Below are 16,155 nucleotides of genomic sequence, written 5' to 3' on the forward strand. Positions count from 1 at the left end.
CTATCCAATTCTATGTATTAGTGAATTCAGAAGAGAAAGTGAACCAGCTAAATTTAGTGAGGATAGAGCAAGAGAATTTACGGGGGAGGTAGTATAATGAGCATTTTAGTGTTAGGCGGTGCCGGCTACATCGGATCTCACGCAGTTTATCAACTAATTGATAAGAAATATGATGTAGTAGTTGTGGATAATTTGCAAACAGGTCACGAACAAGCTGTTCATCCAAAAGCAAAATTTTATAAAGGTGATATTCGGAATAAAGGGTTTTTGCGAGATGTGTTCCGAGCGGAGAATATTGATGCTGTGTTGCATTTTGCCGCAAATTCCTTGGTAGGCGAATCTATGACGAAGCCGATTGAATACTTTGATAATAACGTGTATGGTACTCAGGTTTTATTAGAAATAATGAATGAATTTCAAGTCAAGCAAATAGTATTTTCTTCCACTGCGGCTACATATGGTGAGCCGGGTCAAGTTCCGATAACAGAAGATATGCAAAATAATGTGACTAGCACGTACGGAGAAACGAAATTGATAATGGAGAAAATGATGAAATGGTGCGATGTTGCTTATGGAATTAAATCTGTCTCTCTCCGCTACTTCAACGTTGCAGGGGCAAGAGAAAGTGGCGAAATCGGTGAGGATCATTCCCCTGAAACACATTTAATTCCGATAGTACTTCAAACAGCCTTAGGGCATAGAGAACAAATTACGATTTTTGGTGATGATTACGATACGCCAGACGGCACTTGTATTCGTGATTATATCCATGTAGAAGATTTAATTGATGCGCATATTTTAGCACTTCGTTTTTTAATGGATGGGGGAAACAGTGAGATTTTCAACCTCGGGAGTAACCAAGGCTTCTCGGTAATAGAAATCGTAGATACGGCCAGGGAAGTTACCAATCAATCGCTTCCCGTAAAGATTGGTGAAAGACGAGCAGGCGACCCAAGCATGTTAATAGCTTCTTCGGAGAAAGCAAAGCGTACATTAGGATGGCGGCCAACCCGTACATCTATACATAAAATTATAAAAGATGCCTGGAACTGGCATCGCAACAATCCACACGGCTATGAGGGCCGAGGAGGAAAACGATGACGATTTATCAATCTATCCAACAGTTAATTGATTGTGCTATTGGAGCTCGATTGGTTGAACAAGAAGATGTAGTATATGTAAGGAATAAAATTCTTTCTTTGCTTCGCTTAGATGACTTTGTAGTGGAAGAGTCAGAGCTTTTTACGAAAGAAATTCCTGAATTATTGGAAGAATTAGTTGAATATGCTTGTACACATGGAGTTATTGAGAATGTACTGGATGAAAAGGAGATTTTAGCAAGCAAAATTATGGATGTCTTTATCATCAGGCCTTCCGCTGTTAATGCGTTATTTTATGAAAAATACGAACAAAATCCAAAGAATGCGACAGATTACTTCTATAAATTAAGTAAGAACAGTAACTATATCCAAATGAGGCAAATTACCAAAAACATAAATTATATAGTAAATACGGAATATGGTGCCATCGATATAACGATTAACTTATCGAAGCCCGAAAAAGACCCAAAACAAATTGCGAGAGAAAAAGCGTTGAAAAGTACGAATTATCCAAAATGTCTACTCTGTATTGAAAATGAGGGATATGCAGGTAGAATTGGACATCCTGCTCGCTCGAACCACCGTATGATCCATTTGAATCTTACAGATGAAAAATGGTTTCTACAGTATTCACCGTATATATACTACAATGAACACTGTATTGTATTATCCGCAGAACACCAAGATATGAAAATAGACCGCCAAACATTTTTGCGTTTATTAAAATTTGTAGAAAGATTTCCACATTATTTCCTTGGTTCCAATGCAGATTTGCCAATTGTTGGAGGATCTATTTTAACTCATGACCACTATCAAGGCGGAAACTTTGAATTTGCTATGGCAAAAGCACAAAACGACTTTATCATTGAACTAACTGACTTTCCAAAAATCCAATGCTCTATTATTAAATGGCCAATGTCAGTTATTCGATTAAGAAGTAGGAACATAGAAAGATTAGTAAATGCAGCTGAGTACATATTAGAGAAGTGGAAGGGATATAGTGATTCTTCTATTAATATATGTGCTTTTACAAATGGAACCCCACACAATACAATTACGCCGATTGCACGCCATCGGAATGGGGTATTCGAAATGGATCTTGTATTGCGAAATAATCGTACAAGTGAAGAGCATCCATTGGGTATTTTCCACCCTCATGAGAATGTACATCATATTAAGAAGGAAAATATGGGATTGATAGAGGTAATGGGATTAGCTGTACTACCTGCTCGTTTAAAAACAGAGCTTCAGGAAGTAGAAAAGTTCTTGCTTAATATGCCAAGTGATATACGAACATATCATATACCGTGGGCAAAACAATTAAAAGCCCAGTATGACAATCGGGTAAATAAACAAAATGTACAGGATATTGTAAGAGAAGAAGTTGGACAGAAATTTTTACAAATGCTTGAAAATGCTGGTGTTTTTAAACGGGACGAAGAAGGAGTAGGTGCGTTTAAACGATTTATTCGGACTTTAACTTAGAAATGGACAGAAGGATAGGAGTATGGAGAAATCAGCACCATAACTGGAACAGGTAAAGCAACTGGTAGGAATGATATTACATGTGCAAATTATAAATGGTCCTAGATGTTTTAATTGATAACAAGAATCGGTGACGCTTCATTATGACGTTACCGGTTTTTTTAAGCTTTATATCTCTATCCTGTAAGTATAAAGAAAAGAGGTTGTAGATGGTGCTTTGGATTTGAGCGTTGACAAAATCAAGCGCGTCATTCAATTACTTAATAAAATTTCATTAAAAATCTAGAATGTTCACTTTTTACCGAAACAGGTGCAAAAGATAGCAACAGGGCAGCTAATTTTAGCATTCACATCAAGATAGAATTCTTACGGGAGAGTTATTCGAATGGGGGGACATATGAATGGTTACTATATTACAAGAACAAGTAATACTAGAAATAGAAGAAAAGAGAAATGAATTAAGTGATATTTATAAACGGTATGGGTTTCTTCATTACAAAACCATTCAATGTAGTCAAGAGTTAGACAAGTTATTAAATCAGGTTGTTAGCTCAATCTTTTCTTTAAAATTTTCGGCCAAATAATAATTGATGTTAGCATTACAAATATTATTAAGTTGAATTCATATAATTAGGTCCATTGCTTATTATTTTGGAAAAATCATAAAATGTTCTTAAATGAAAAAAATTTATTTTTCTATTAATTTTATAAAGATTGAATTTATGTTGTGTATCCATTCTAAATAAAGTAAACATAAAACATTTTAAATCAGTTGATTTTATCAGGAAACACCCTACCTCCTGATCAATTAGTCACTTAATCATTGCACAAAAATTGCACGGACTTATTAGAAACAATAGAAATAATAAAATTACAATGCATAAAAATTTATCGACCCGCTTGATTTAATGGAATTAATTGAACTAAAATATTCATAATTACTGTATAAATACTCGTACTCTGTAATTGACAGGGTAGGGGTCGCTGGTTGGCTTCCAGTTGGGATCATACAAATGAGAAGGCTCAAACCTAAGTGTATCTATGGTTTGGGCTTTTTATTGTTTTCAAATTTTATAAGTGGATTTTAATTCAATTTCATTTTACTTCTTCTTTTCTAAATGAATAAGGAAATAACAGGAACAAAATATAGTACTTCAAAAAAATATAAAATTAACTAATTAGTTAAGGTTCCAAGTGCCAAAGCCTCGATAGATAATCAAAACACCAGATAACCAATCAATCCAACCTGAATGGATAAAAGTATTTAGCATTCACTAATAGTGCTTTATATTTACTTTTTAATCCTAGCAATTAATGGAAATGAGAAAAAATGGCATACTAAGAAAAAGGATCAAGGAGAGAGATATGAATAAAGCAGAGACTTCAAAATTGTCGGTTAGTTTACACAAAAATCTTGTCTATATCCAAGAACTTTTTCATTTATCATCTGACTTAAAAGTACGATCGTTTAAAATAAAAGATAACATAGTGCGGGATGGAGCAATCCTTTATTTTGATGCCATTACCGATACAAAAAATATACAGGAACATCTACTTACACCTTTATTAAAGGTTGGGAAAATCGATAATATAGAAGACGTTATTTCTTGTCATCTTTCTTTAATGGATGTGAGCAGTGTAACTTCATATGATGAAATTTCAACTGGATTATCAGAAGGGAAAACAATAGTAATAATTGAAGGATTTGATCAAGCAATTCTAGCTAATTCCACTGATTGGCAAATGAGAGCTGTCACTGAACCAGATACACAAAGAAGTGCAAAAGGGTCTATGATTGGATTTAATGAACAATTGAATGTAAATATTAATCTCTTACGCAACATGATTCAAATGCCAAATTTAAAAGTGGAAACTAGAAAGGTAGGTAGTAAGTCAAAAACAGATGTAGCAATTATTTATATTGATGAATTTGTAGATCAATCTATACTAGAAGAAACTCGAAGAATAATAAGTGAAATTGATGTGACTTATTTATTAGAGGCCCGTGTAATTGAAGATGCGATTGAAAAGAAACCAAAATTATTTCCACTAGTTTTTACTTGTGAACGTGCTGATGTCTCGGTTTCTGCATTGTTTGAAGGTAGGGTCGTGATTTTAATAAATGGTGTTCCATATGCACTCATTGTTCCGACGCTTTTTCTTCATTATTTTCATCAACCTGATGAATATAATACAAAATCAGGTCGTTTCTCAAAAAGATTATTACGATTTGTATGTTGGTTTGTTTCGATTTTTTCCCTTGGATTCTATATTACATTAGTTCGATTTCATCCTCATTGGATAAGACACCCATTTGATGATAAATTGTTAACTCAATCCGATACTCTTTTTCCAATACTTTTGGAAATTATGTTTTTGTTATTTTTGTTTGAATTACTTACAGAGGCTTCGTTACGGATTCCCAAGGCAACGATTATTCTTCTATCTCTTATTGGTGCGATTGTGGTTGGACAAACTTCTGTTGAAACCAAATTGATTCACCCTTTGACTTTAGTAGTGGTTGGAATTAATTATTTGACAAGCATAAACATCGCGTCTGGTGGATTATTTGGAGCAATGAGAACACTGAGAATCTTTTTTCTTTTACTTGGTTATTTTTTTGGTGTAACAGGTATGATTATTGGCTTCATTATTGTCACTGTCTATATGGCATCTTTAAAATCCCTTGGTGTACCATATTTGGCACCTTTTTTTCCATTCAGGTTTAAAGAAATGAAAGATAGTTTATATAGAGGGAACTTGCAGAATTTGATTAATAGTAAGCATACTTATCCTCATAAAGTGAAAGAGTAAATTTAGATTACAAAATGGTCAGAATATGTTTCATAAATAAAAATAATGTTGCTACCATCAGTACCGAGTTATTACTGATGGTTTTTTTATAAAAAAACTCTAGATATGTATATTTTCGTGTCTGATAAAAGGAATATTAATTGTTAAATTTGGAGGAAATCTATTAAGCCCTTAAAGATTGGGGAAATATATGTATTAAGCATAGTCTAGTATATACATAATCTATTACAATAACTTAATTTCAATTGAATATTAAAGTTTTGTATTAATTTGCTTCTATTTTTAATAGTCTATGTAAGGTATAGAGGCTTTTAGTTTAAATTAACATTCAGAACCATTTTACACAAAAAAGGAGAGACAGGATTGAAAAAGTCAATTGAGTTATACACTGTACGGGAAAATGTCATTTGTCTTAATTGTGGTAATAAAGGCGCTGTTCAGTCTTATGGAAAGTATTATCCAAATGGTGTCGGTGAATTAGCGGATAAAATTAAATCATATGAAGTTGTAAGAGATAAACCTTATTTATCACAAACAATAGGACTTGGTGGAACGATCCCGTTTAAATGTTTAAATTGCGGAAATGTAGGTTTAATAGATTACGGTGGAATTGAGGGTTATAAACAAGCTTTTAAAACGATATAGATTGCATGATGTTAACGCTGAATTAGAATGGCTCCTTTCTTATAAAAGTCAGGGGCCATTTTTATTTAAAGGGTAGAACATAAGTATGCATTTTTTAATTTTGTAAATTTTCTGCAATGAGTTGTTCATATGCCGTTCATATTGCTTTTCTAAGATTTACTTGTAGAACAAACGGGAGAAGCGTTTATAGTAGTGATTGGAAAAGTGATTATTAAAATTTAAAGAAGTCATTTTATTTTTTCTATACATATCGATGCAATAATCTTTTAATCCATAAATATATCATTCCATTACTCTCTATAATCCATTCCTTTAATTGTTCATTTCTTTTGAAAATAAATTTTAGAAAGGAAGAAGGTTTATGAAAAAGTCAATTGCTTTTACATCCGTATTAGCACTACTGCCTACCATTGCTTTTGCTCAAACAACACAGCAATCAGACATTAGTGATATTCGACCTGCTAAGGTTGAAACAAGTAGTACAATTCGTACTGTATCGCTGATTACTGGAGATAAAGTAGAGGTTTCTACTGCTCCAGATGGCAAAATGTCTCTCAATATTCAACCTGCTCCAGGTCGTGAGGGGATCGGTTTTTATGAATCTGTTACAGAAGGTAAAGATGGAGAAGAAAATGCTACTGTACTCCCAATGGATGCAGCTCCTTTAGTAGATTCGAATGTTCTTGATGAGAGGTTATTTGATATCGATCTGCTCCTAAAGAGTGGATATAGTAACGATAAGTCCGACACTCTTCCTTTAATTGTCAGTTACAACGATGAAGCTTCGGCTCTTAAAGCGGATGCACCAAATGAGCTGGATGTTTCTCGGCAACTACCTAGCTTGCATGGTTTTTCCGCAACTGTAGACCATGATGATACTGCAAAATTATGGAAACAGCTCACGGATGGTCCAGGAGATAAAACACTTGACGACGGGATCAGTAAGGTCTGGCTGGACGGTAAGGTGAAAGTCCAGGACCTAGAGAGCGATAATACAATAGGTGCACCAGCCGCTTGGGAGGCAGGGTACACTGGTAAAGGTGCTACGATTGCAGTTCTCGACACAGGTATAGATTCAAACCATCCTGACTTAGCTGATCGAATCATTGAAAAGAAAGATTTCACTGGGACTTCAACTGAAGTAAAAGATGACGTTGGCCACGGTACGCATGTTGCTGGCATCATCGCAGGAACCGGTGCTGCTTCAGACGGTAAATACCGTGGTGTTGCACCAGATACAAACTTGTTAATCGGCAAAGTTTGTACTCCTTCTGGCTGTGAAGAAAGTGCAATTGTTGGTGGTATGGAATGGGCTGCAAGTAAGCATCCTGCGGCAATCAATATGAGTCTTGGTGGATCTCCGACCGATGGGACAAGCCCGATATCGCAAGTAGTAAATAAACTAACGAAGGAGACTGGAACTCTGTTCGTTATTTCGGCAGGTAACTCAGGAGCACCGTTTACTGTTGCCAATCCTGGTGATGCGGATGCTGCTTTGACCGTTGCCAGCTCTACTAAAGCTGATGCATTGTCCAGTTTTTCAAGTAGGGGTCCAAGGGTCGGAGATTTTGCAGTTAAACCGGACATTATCGCACCAGGAAGTGCCATTATTGCTCCACGTGCTGCAGGTACTTCAGCAGGAAGCCCAATTGACAGCAATTATACAAGCTTAAATGGTACTTCGATGGCTGCACCTCATGTAGCAGGTGCTGTAGCGATTCTATCGCAAGAACATCCTGACTGGACGGCAAGTCAATTTAAATCAGTATTGATGAGTAGTGCTAAGCCATTAACTGGATTATCGGTATACGAACAAGGGGCTGGTCGTCTAGATTTAGCTCACGCTACGAAAACAACGATCTACTCAACAACCGGCAGCGTAAGTGCGGGTTACACATTCCCTTACTCACCTCAAAAAGTAACGAGAACTGTAACATACCGTAACGATAGTAGCACTGATGTGACACTAACATTGAAGCCAACTGTTGTCAGTCCAGATGGAAATACACCGCCTGAAGGGCTATTCACTTTTAGCAAGAATGAATTAACAGTACCAGCAAACGGAACAGCATCGATGGAAGTAACAATTGATCCTGCAAAATTGGATAAACAACGTAAACAAGGTGCATATTCTGGACATCTAATTGCAATTTCGGGCGATATTTCAATTTCAACAGCTATAGGAGCATATTTTGAGCCAGAAGGTTACGATCTGACTGTGCAAACGATAGGACGTGACGGGAATGCTCCAACATCCGTTCGCGGCATGGCATACAATACTGAGACTGGTGAAATCATTTCTCTGAGCTTTGTTCCTGGTGGTACAGCAACTCAACATTTGGCTCCTGGTCGGTACGATATTGATACCTATATAGAACAAGTTGACAGTAAGACTAAGCATGCTCAAGCTACACTTGCTTCGCAGCCAGATGTAATTGTGTCTAAGGATAGTCCTCGTATTCTAACGCTAGATGCTCGTAAAGCGAAGCCAATTAATGTGACTGTGGATAAAGAAGACGCAGCACGTGTTCACGCAGAATTATTCCAAAAATCTGCACTCTTTAATGATATAAAAGATCCAAACTCTCAAGTTTCAGCTGTTGGTCAAGCATATGTTGTGTCATCTGGTGCTGATACTGAATTGTTCGCTACACCAACTGCAAAAGTAGCCGATCCCGAGCACCATTTTTATCAATATGCATTCAGACCAACGTTAGTGGCGAAAAGTGCTATTGGAAAAAGTCCGCAAACAGCACCTGGTTATTTTTATGATTTACTTTTCCACAATGAGGGCAGTATTCCAGCAAACCTTGAATATGAGGTGCATGATAAAGATCTTGCCCAAGTTCACACTAAGTACCACGATCAAGGGAAAGTGAGGAGATTCTTCCGCACGAGTCAAAGTGTTTTAGCTTTTAGAGGTGGAGGTCTTGGTAATAAACAGCAATTTGTTGATAATGCACCAGTCATGGACCGTGTTGAGTATTACACTCCAGGTGATGATATCACTTATTTAGATCAAATTGTACTTGACGTGGGCACTGGAAGCCAAACTAGCCAGGGAGTAGGTTTTAGTGCTACTAAGTTTAATAAAAAAGGCAAATATGAAGTGGAATGGAACCGAGCGCCAGTTAACTTATCCAAAGTTTGGCAATTAGGGGACCCTTCATTATCAAGAAGGACAGGTGACACAGTTGTCGTCCAACATAGACCATTCTCATTCGGGGAAGAAGGGCATGAGTTGACAAGTCACTTAGGGGCAGGAGGGACGACGTTTAAAGGTACAACGACAGTTTCACGTACTGGAGGGTTATCAGGAACAGTGGATAATCCTAACGGGGTAACTTTCATCGGCCCGGCTGAAGATTCAGAGTATACTGTTACTACGACTGCGTCTCGTTCAGTTCCTTGGACAGATTTAGGTACGAAAACAGAGTTGAGTTGGACATTTCATTCTAAACGTCCTGCAGAAGGTGAAACAGTAACGTTACCACTTTTATTAATTCACATGGATGGAAATTTCCAAGATTACACACAGGTTGCACCAGCTGGTAAACTATTTTTACTAAATCTTTCTGTCGACCATGAAGATGGGAGTAAGGTGAAGCTAAACAAACTTACAGCTGAGATTTCGTATGATGATGGTGCTACCTGGAAAGAGCAACCTGTAAACTACACAAGTGATAAAGGGATTTTGTTAATGAATCATCCAAAAGGCAGCGGTTTCGTTTCGCTTCGTCTGAAGGCAGAAGATAAATCAGGGAACAAAGTTTCTCAAACGATCATTCGGGCTTATCGTTTCGCGGAATAATTGAACCACTATTAATTAATAAAATAATATTTAGTAAAATAGCCTATCCCGGTAATCTAACCGATTTAGGCTATTTTACTTATTTAAAAGAATAAGAGCATGCTAAAACAAAATAAAAAAGTAGGAATCCCACTAAAAAAAATTATCGAGATTAAATCAACATAAGGTGATGTCACTACATAACTTCCAATTTGTATCCTATTCCGCGAACCGTTTTAATAATAAAATCATTTTTCCTATTAGAAAATCTTTCTCTCAATCGCTTAATATGAACATCTACTGTTCGCATATCACCATCAAAATCTACACCCCAAATTAATTGAATAAGGTCACCACGTGTGAATACACGATTTGGAAAACTTGCTAGTTGAGCTAAAAGTTCGAACTCCTTTAATGGCAGGATCATGGTTTTGCCATCACTATGAATTTCATAACTTCTCCGATTAATTAAAGTTTGATTCAGTTGAATGCAATCCAAATTGATCTTATTGAAGCGCCTAAGCAATGCTTTCAATCGGAATATTAATTCTTTAGGTTCAAATGGCTTTACCATGTAATCGTCAGTGCCGTACAGAAATCCTTTTTCTTTATAGATTAGTTGAGCTTTAGCTGTAAGAATAAGAATTGGAATATCGTAATAGCTTCGAATATCTCTGCACAATTCGTAGCCATCTTTGTTAGGCATCATTATATCAATAACGGCCAAATGAACTTGTTCCTTTTCAAGTGTCTGTAAAGCTTCTAGACCATCTCCAGCTTTAAGAACAGAAAATCCATTTTGCTGTAAATGAAAGCTGAGTAATTCCCTAATATTTGGGTTATCATCAACAACTAAAACTTGAATCATTGATACCCTCCCAGTAAATAAAATCTATTGTGTATTCTATTGAATTATGGTCAATTGCCACTTTCTATATATGATTTCAACCAGTGTAGACTATTTAGATTAAGATTATTAAAAAATGAAAAGAGCAACTACCAATCGTAGTTGCTTTTTTCAATTAATAATTATTTATGCCATCCACCTTACTAACGATCCGGATCATCTTGATTTTCAAGTATAGAAAATCTTGAAATTAACTAGTAATCAGTTCTTAGCAAATGCAGCATTCTCATCAATTTGCTTGCCTTCAAATGCGAAGTCAACTTTTAAACTAGCTCCTTGGAATTCATTTCCAGCGTTTTCTTTCAATCTTAATTGTAATTTAATTTGAATTTTATCTCCTGCATTGAATTGACCAGGATCGTTCGGAGTGCTTCCAGATCCGTCTTTACTTGGTAGCCATTTGTCTAGTAATGGTTGTAAGTCGGCAATATCCAACCAGCCTAAATCAGCAATTTCTTGACCATTATATAGAACAGTAGGTTGTACTTCATATGCTCTTAAGAATTTATTAGGTTTGATGTTATTTGGGTTATTTTCAAGCGTGAAATTTACTTTTCCACGAACAAACATTGGTTCTTCCCCAGTATTTTCAATGATAATTGGAGCAATTGTTGTTATACGAGAAGGAGCTAGCTTCTCCGGAGAAAACTTGATAGCAGCTTCTGTTTGTCCATTATTTAATTCTAATGTAGAATTTTGGATTGTCCCACTTGCCTCTACTTGTGCTGTAAACCATGAGTACGTCCCATATCCAGCGCTTACTACTAAAGATCCTGCTAATGCTGTTCCAATTAATCCTTTTTTTAACATATTCATTTCTTTTACCAACCCTTCGTTTATTTTTAAATTTTTTTATTAGTCATCGATCCATTTTGATGGGGAGTTACTTAACTCTGCATGTCTAGTTTCTTTTTATTCTCAATTAGTCCAAGACGTTGGAATATCTCTAAAATCACAACTGCTAAGAGAGGTAAGACAATTAATAGGAAGAAACCGGTTGGCCCAACTAGAAACTTAGCAATATATCCAACTCTTGGGATGTGAAAAGCCTCTACACCTAAAATACTTCCTTTTACGATAGGGACCTCGTCTTCGGTATTGTTGAGATCACCTTTCGTAATGAAGAATTCGGTTCCATTTTTCTTTATAATTTTCGTGATTCTATGTGTTACTAATAATTCGTCAGGACGTTTAAAGGTGACCACATCATGAATTTTTGGGTCCCTCTTTTCGTTTATAAATATGATGTCGCCGGCACTAAATTCTGGTTTCATACTGTTTGAAAGTACGGTTAATGGTCTGTAACCGAAAAAAGTTGGCATTTTTTCAATGTTACCTTTTGATTGAATGACATAGTAAATGACAGTTACAGCTGTTACTGTGAGTATTAATACTAGTAAGGATGTAATTAATTTCAATAATTTTTTCATGCTTTCACTACCAATCTATAATTCTTTCGAAAGAACAGTAATATGGTCCACTAGTAGGCGATTTTATCTCATCCTACTAATGGAATTTTTACATCATTATTTTTGTAATACCGTTACCTTTTTAGGCGTAGTTGTCACTTTAAATCCGTCTTTTGTTACTACATCTGCTGAAATATAGTACGTACCGTTTGGAAGGTCTTCATCCGGTATCCATTGGATTCCGTATAATGAATGTTCATTATTTACTTTGAAAGAATCTAGTACTTTACCATTCGCATCTTTTAAGTTAAATGTCCAATTCACTCGGTTATTAGCAAAAGCAGTAATTTTAGCCGGCTTATCTTTATTAACATCTGTTGCATTCATAACAGAGAAGTAGGAAACAACCATACTTTCGTCAATATAAGAAGGATCTCCCCAAACTGTATAGCCTTGATTGTATGCATAGTCAACACCTACAACTACAATGCTTTTTGGTTGTTCTTTAACGAGTATTGAAGTAGCACCGATTTCTGTTTCATAATAATTTCCGTTAACAAAAACAATTGCACCTTTGTATCCACTTCCATTAATACCATCTGATGCTTTAAATGAAATTTCATATTTTCCATCTTTTGGTGTGACTTGAATATCAGTAGCTTTTGGAGCTACAGAGTCAACTTTAATCGGAAGCTTCATAGATTGTGGCTTTGCATTTTTATAATCCAGTGTTGTTTTTATGACATAATTATAGGTTCCGTCTGGTAGTAGGTTTCCATTTGCATCTCTTTCGTCAAAGAAATAATGACCAAATGCTGCTATATTATCAAATTTATAGAAATAGTTACCCGATCCCATGCTGTTCTTTCTAAATTTCATTGGTGTTCCATCACCTGTAAACTCACTAAAATCCCCGAAGTAATCAACCAGTTTACCATTCTCATTTTCTACATACATTTCTACCTTCTTTAAATTTCGGAAAGCAGTGAATGAAGGGAAGATTCCAGGAACAATAGAATTTGGCGAAACAGCAATATGTTCAGTCTCAATTTCACCTGTTTGTCGATTGTAACCGATTGGATAGTCAGTCATATCATCCCAAAGCGTTGTGTAGCCTAAGAATGCATCGTCACTGTATGCAGCTGGATCAATATTTTGAGGTTTGTCCCAATCACCGTAAAATCCCATGTAAGGAACATTTAATGGCACAGCTGAGTCTTTATTTTCACCAGATGGTACAAGACGAACAAATCCTTCTAAGAACATTTCTTTCTTTAAATTTTTTGGAAGAAGAATTGTTACTTCAAGATTTTTTTGTTGTCCAGGTTTGATTTTAATTGTCGCACCAGTTGTGTTACTTACCGGTTTACCATTTATAAATGTGACAGCACCTTGAACACGCTTACTTGTTAAACTTAAATATTCTTTTGAAAAATCTGTTTTGCCATCATTGTCATAATCAAATGATTTATTTTCAGTATTATCGGTTAACAAATCAACATAAGCGATATACTCTAAATCCTTTGCATTTTTACCCTCAAATGCTTCTAAATTCAAATTGAATGAAACACTGTCGCTCTTAATTTCTTTTAAAGCTACAGATCCAGCTTGTTCTAATGGCGCTTTCTTGTTAGTTATGATTGCAGGGGTTTTAATTGCATTTTGAATTTGCATTAAACCGGAACCTTGAATACGTGGTGAATAAGGTACTTCGTTATTTGTTCTAGGGTCCATTACAATTTTGGATGTATTCATTAAAGCAATTTTAGTTTTTAAAGCTGTTTCCTCAGAATGTGTAAAACCTTTATTATATAAGGATTGCAATACTAGCGCAGAACCACCAGCCACATGTGGAGTAGCCATTGAAGTTCCACTATACACATCATATTGATTGCCAGGTATTGTCGAATAGATGTTTCCACCTGGTGCTGAAATTTCTGGCTTAAAGTCTAAAGTATAAGGAGCACCATATGAAGAGAAATATGACATTGTGTCCTTAGCTGGATTGTCTACCAAGACGCCTTTAGACAGTTGCATTTTTACATTTTGTCCACTAGTTAGCTTCGAAATTAAGTCAGCACCTACTGCCTGACCTGTTGATGCGATTGGTGTATAATACGGACTAACCGTTAAGTATGGATAATCACCTAAACCTGAAGGTGGTACTAAAATAATTGCTTTTGCACCGCGTTTCTTTGCTTCTGTTTGTATATACGTATACGTACCATATCCATTTGCTGGAATAGGTTTTGCAACAACAATTTTTCCGTTAACATCTTTTCCGTTGAAATCTGCAGTTTTACCTTCACCTACATAAACAAGGTCATAGCTCTGATCTGGCGTTAACGAGTTCGAAAGTTTTAAATTATATTGTGTTTGGTCTTTATATGGAAGGGTATATCCATCTGAAGTTTTCAAAGAATTCATATGAATTTTCGTATTTTCATAAGATGCTACCGATAAAGCATAAGGGCTTGTTCCCGGTTGACCTACTGTGCCGATATCTGGATTTTCAGCATATGGTTTTAATGATCTTGGAATAAAATTATTTTCAGTACTATACGCAGCGTTCCCTCCAGCAACAACTACTAAAGTCCCATGTTCTGTTGCTTCACGAATCGCTTTTTGAACTGGATCATCATCTTCTCCGACCCATCCCGCATCACTGCCTAAGCTCATATTAATGACATCAGCACCCATCTCTACAGCATGATTGATACCTGCGATAATATCATCTTCATACGCACCACCACCGTTATCAGAGAATACTTTCTCTGCCAACAACTGAACTCCTGGGGCAATACCTAATACACCATCATTTGATTCATCACCATTCGCTCCAATCGTACCGGATACATGTGTACCATGAGGATTTCCATTAGCGCCGTGAGGAATTACGTCCGTATCATTATCTGCCCAGTCATATCCAGTTGGTACTTTATCGCTATACCACACATCGTTTACAGCTGTTTCTGCTAATTTCCCTTGAATGCTCGTGTTTGTCCATTTTTCTTGTTGTTTTCCTTTTTCAGTAATTGTTAGATCTTTGTGAGTCCAATCAATACCAGAATCAACGACACCAACTACTAAACCTTCACCTTGATATCCATATGACTCCCATACTTTTTGAGCTTGAACAAGTTCTTTACTAGTAGCCATTGAAGGTTGGAACGTTCTTGCGATATGTACGTTCGTTACACCAGGTAAAGACTCAATGTCTTTTAAACTCTTATATTCGGTTTCCATACTAAATCCGTTAAAGCCTTGATAATAGCGATGTCTGATTTTAGGAGAGACCAATTTCTTTTTCTTAAATTCAGAAATAACTCGATCTTGCTTTTGTGTAAATTGCTCTTTTTTTGTGGAAGTTGAAGTTGATGAAGGCTCTTCAACTTCGACAATTACCCTTACTTTTTCGTTTGGATCAAACATCTCATTTAATCCGTTTGCGCTTTGATCACCATAATGAAACTTGTCTTGTGTTGTGGCTGTTTGTTCTGACTGAAAGCCCTTTTTTATAATGTCTGAAATAGTTGGGGTAGCAGTAGAATCATTTTGTGATTCTACTGCAAAAGCATTTGTTGTACTTAACAACAAGGTTGATAATGCTACGGCTGATAATACTTTGTACGGAAAGCCTGTTTGTTTCGCCATTCTATAATCTCCCATTCTTTTAAAATATGAATAATTAAATACCAAAAAATTAAACTTTAGATATTCTGGTGAACTAAATATTCAATTAATTTTAAATATTAAATTAATTAAAAGTAAATTAGATGATAATTAATAGAAGTTAAGCTGGACTTATTTCTAAAAGTTTGAATTGGTGAGAAAACATTACGTAGCAAGGCCCATGTTAATTATTTTAAAGAAATTAGTAGTTTTATCTTTGTCGAAAATTGCTTAAAGATTAATTGGAAGTTAACAAAAGTTAATTAATGCGAATTGTACAATTAAAGTCATAAGATTTAAAATTTTTACAAGATTCAACATTTTTTATATGAA

10 protein-coding genes are annotated in these 16,155 nt (G+C 35.7%); 6 read left to right on the plus strand and 4 right to left on the minus strand.

Annotation, left to right across the window (positions count from 1 at the left end; translation table 11 throughout):
* The first annotated feature begins 96 nt into the window (after nt 1–96).
* From galE to ACFVR2_RS08640, 6 genes are all read left to right on the plus strand, one after another.
* Complete coding sequence (gene galE, locus ACFVR2_RS08615) at nt 97–1,101, plus strand: UDP-glucose 4-epimerase GalE (RefSeq protein WP_387360768.1); 1,005 nt, start codon at nt 97–99, stop codon at nt 1,099–1,101.
* Nucleotides 1,098–2,585, plus strand: a complete 1,488-nt coding sequence (gene galT, locus ACFVR2_RS08620; RefSeq protein ID WP_387360770.1) for a UDP-glucose--hexose-1-phosphate uridylyltransferase — start codon at nt 1,098–1,100, stop codon at nt 2,583–2,585. The genes galE and galT overlap by 4 nt, the downstream gene beginning before the upstream one ends.
* Nucleotides 2,586–2,986: 401 nt before the next feature.
* The gene (locus ACFVR2_RS08625) at nt 2,987–3,169 is read left to right on the plus strand and encodes a Spo0E family sporulation regulatory protein-aspartic acid phosphatase (RefSeq protein WP_387360772.1); all 183 of its coding nucleotides are present in this window, start codon (nt 2,987–2,989) and stop codon (nt 3,167–3,169) included.
* A 781-nt stretch (nt 3,170–3,950) separates the two neighbouring features.
* Nucleotides 3,951–5,399, plus strand: a complete 1,449-nt coding sequence (locus tag ACFVR2_RS08630) for a spore germination protein (RefSeq protein WP_387360774.1) — start codon at nt 3,951–3,953, stop codon at nt 5,397–5,399.
* A gap of 363 nt (nt 5,400–5,762) precedes the next feature.
* Nucleotides 5,763–6,044: a hypothetical protein gene (locus ACFVR2_RS08635; protein ID WP_387360776.1), complete on the plus strand. Its 282-nt coding sequence runs from the start codon at nt 5,763–5,765 to the stop codon at nt 6,042–6,044.
* Nucleotides 6,045–6,405: 361 nt separating this feature from the next.
* Nucleotides 6,406–9,855, plus strand: a complete 3,450-nt coding sequence (locus tag ACFVR2_RS08640; RefSeq protein WP_387360778.1) for a S8 family peptidase — start codon at nt 6,406–6,408, stop codon at nt 9,853–9,855.
* A 175-nt stretch (nt 9,856–10,030) separates the two neighbouring features.
* On the opposite strand, the gene ACFVR2_RS08645 is transcribed toward ACFVR2_RS08640, so the two are convergent.
* From ACFVR2_RS08645 to ACFVR2_RS08660, 4 genes are all read right to left on the minus strand, one after another.
* Nucleotides 10,031–10,702 carry a response regulator transcription factor gene (locus ACFVR2_RS08645; protein WP_387360780.1) on the minus strand — a complete coding sequence of 224 codons (672 nt, stop codon included), beginning with the start codon at nt 10,700–10,702 and terminating at the stop codon, nt 10,031–10,033.
* Between the two features lie 240 nt (nt 10,703–10,942).
* Nucleotides 10,943–11,557 (minus strand): hypothetical protein, encoded by a 615-nt coding sequence (locus tag ACFVR2_RS08650; protein WP_387360782.1) that lies wholly within the window; start codon nt 11,555–11,557, stop codon nt 10,943–10,945.
* 71 nt (nt 11,558–11,628) lie between these two features.
* Entirely contained in the window at nt 11,629–12,171 is a 543-nt protein-coding gene (locus tag ACFVR2_RS08655; protein ID WP_387360784.1) for a signal peptidase I, read from the minus strand.
* 96 nt (nt 12,172–12,267) lie between these two features.
* Nucleotides 12,268–15,804: a S8 family serine peptidase gene (locus ACFVR2_RS08660; protein ID WP_387360786.1), complete on the minus strand. Its 3,537-nt coding sequence runs from the start codon at nt 15,802–15,804 to the stop codon at nt 12,268–12,270.
* Between the last annotated feature and the right edge of the window lie 351 nt (nt 15,805–16,155).

The sequence above is a fragment of the Gottfriedia sp. NPDC057991 genome, assembly GCF_042886615.1.
Taxonomy (GTDB): Bacteria; Bacillota; Bacilli; order Bacillales; family Bacillaceae_G; genus Gottfriedia.

Bases quoted from the DNA above. Each gene is read 5' to 3' on its own strand.
- galE (WP_387360768.1), top strand. From the start codon at position 97: ATGAGCATTTTAGTGTTAGGCGGTGCCGGCTACATCGGATCTCACGCA.
- galT (WP_387360770.1), top strand. From the start codon at position 1,098: ATGACGATTTATCAATCTATCCAACAGTTAATTGATTGTGCTATTGGA.
- ACFVR2_RS08625 (WP_387360772.1), top strand. From the start codon at position 2,987: ATGGTTACTATATTACAAGAACAAGTAATACTAGAAATAGAAGAAAAG.
- ACFVR2_RS08630 (WP_387360774.1), top strand. From the start codon at position 3,951: ATGAATAAAGCAGAGACTTCAAAATTGTCGGTTAGTTTACACAAAAAT.
- ACFVR2_RS08640 (WP_387360778.1), top strand. From the start codon at position 6,406: ATGAAAAAGTCAATTGCTTTTACATCCGTATTAGCACTACTGCCTACC.
- ACFVR2_RS08645 (WP_387360780.1), bottom strand. From the start codon at position 10,702: ATGATTCAAGTTTTAGTTGTTGATGATAACCCAAATATTAGGGAATTA.
- ACFVR2_RS08650 (WP_387360782.1), bottom strand. From the start codon at position 11,557: ATGAATATGTTAAAAAAAGGATTAATTGGAACAGCATTAGCAGGATCT.
- ACFVR2_RS08655 (WP_387360784.1), bottom strand. From the start codon at position 12,171: ATGAAAAAATTATTGAAATTAATTACATCCTTACTAGTATTAATACTC.
- ACFVR2_RS08660 (WP_387360786.1), bottom strand. From the start codon at position 15,804: ATGGCGAAACAAACAGGCTTTCCGTACAAAGTATTATCAGCCGTAGCA.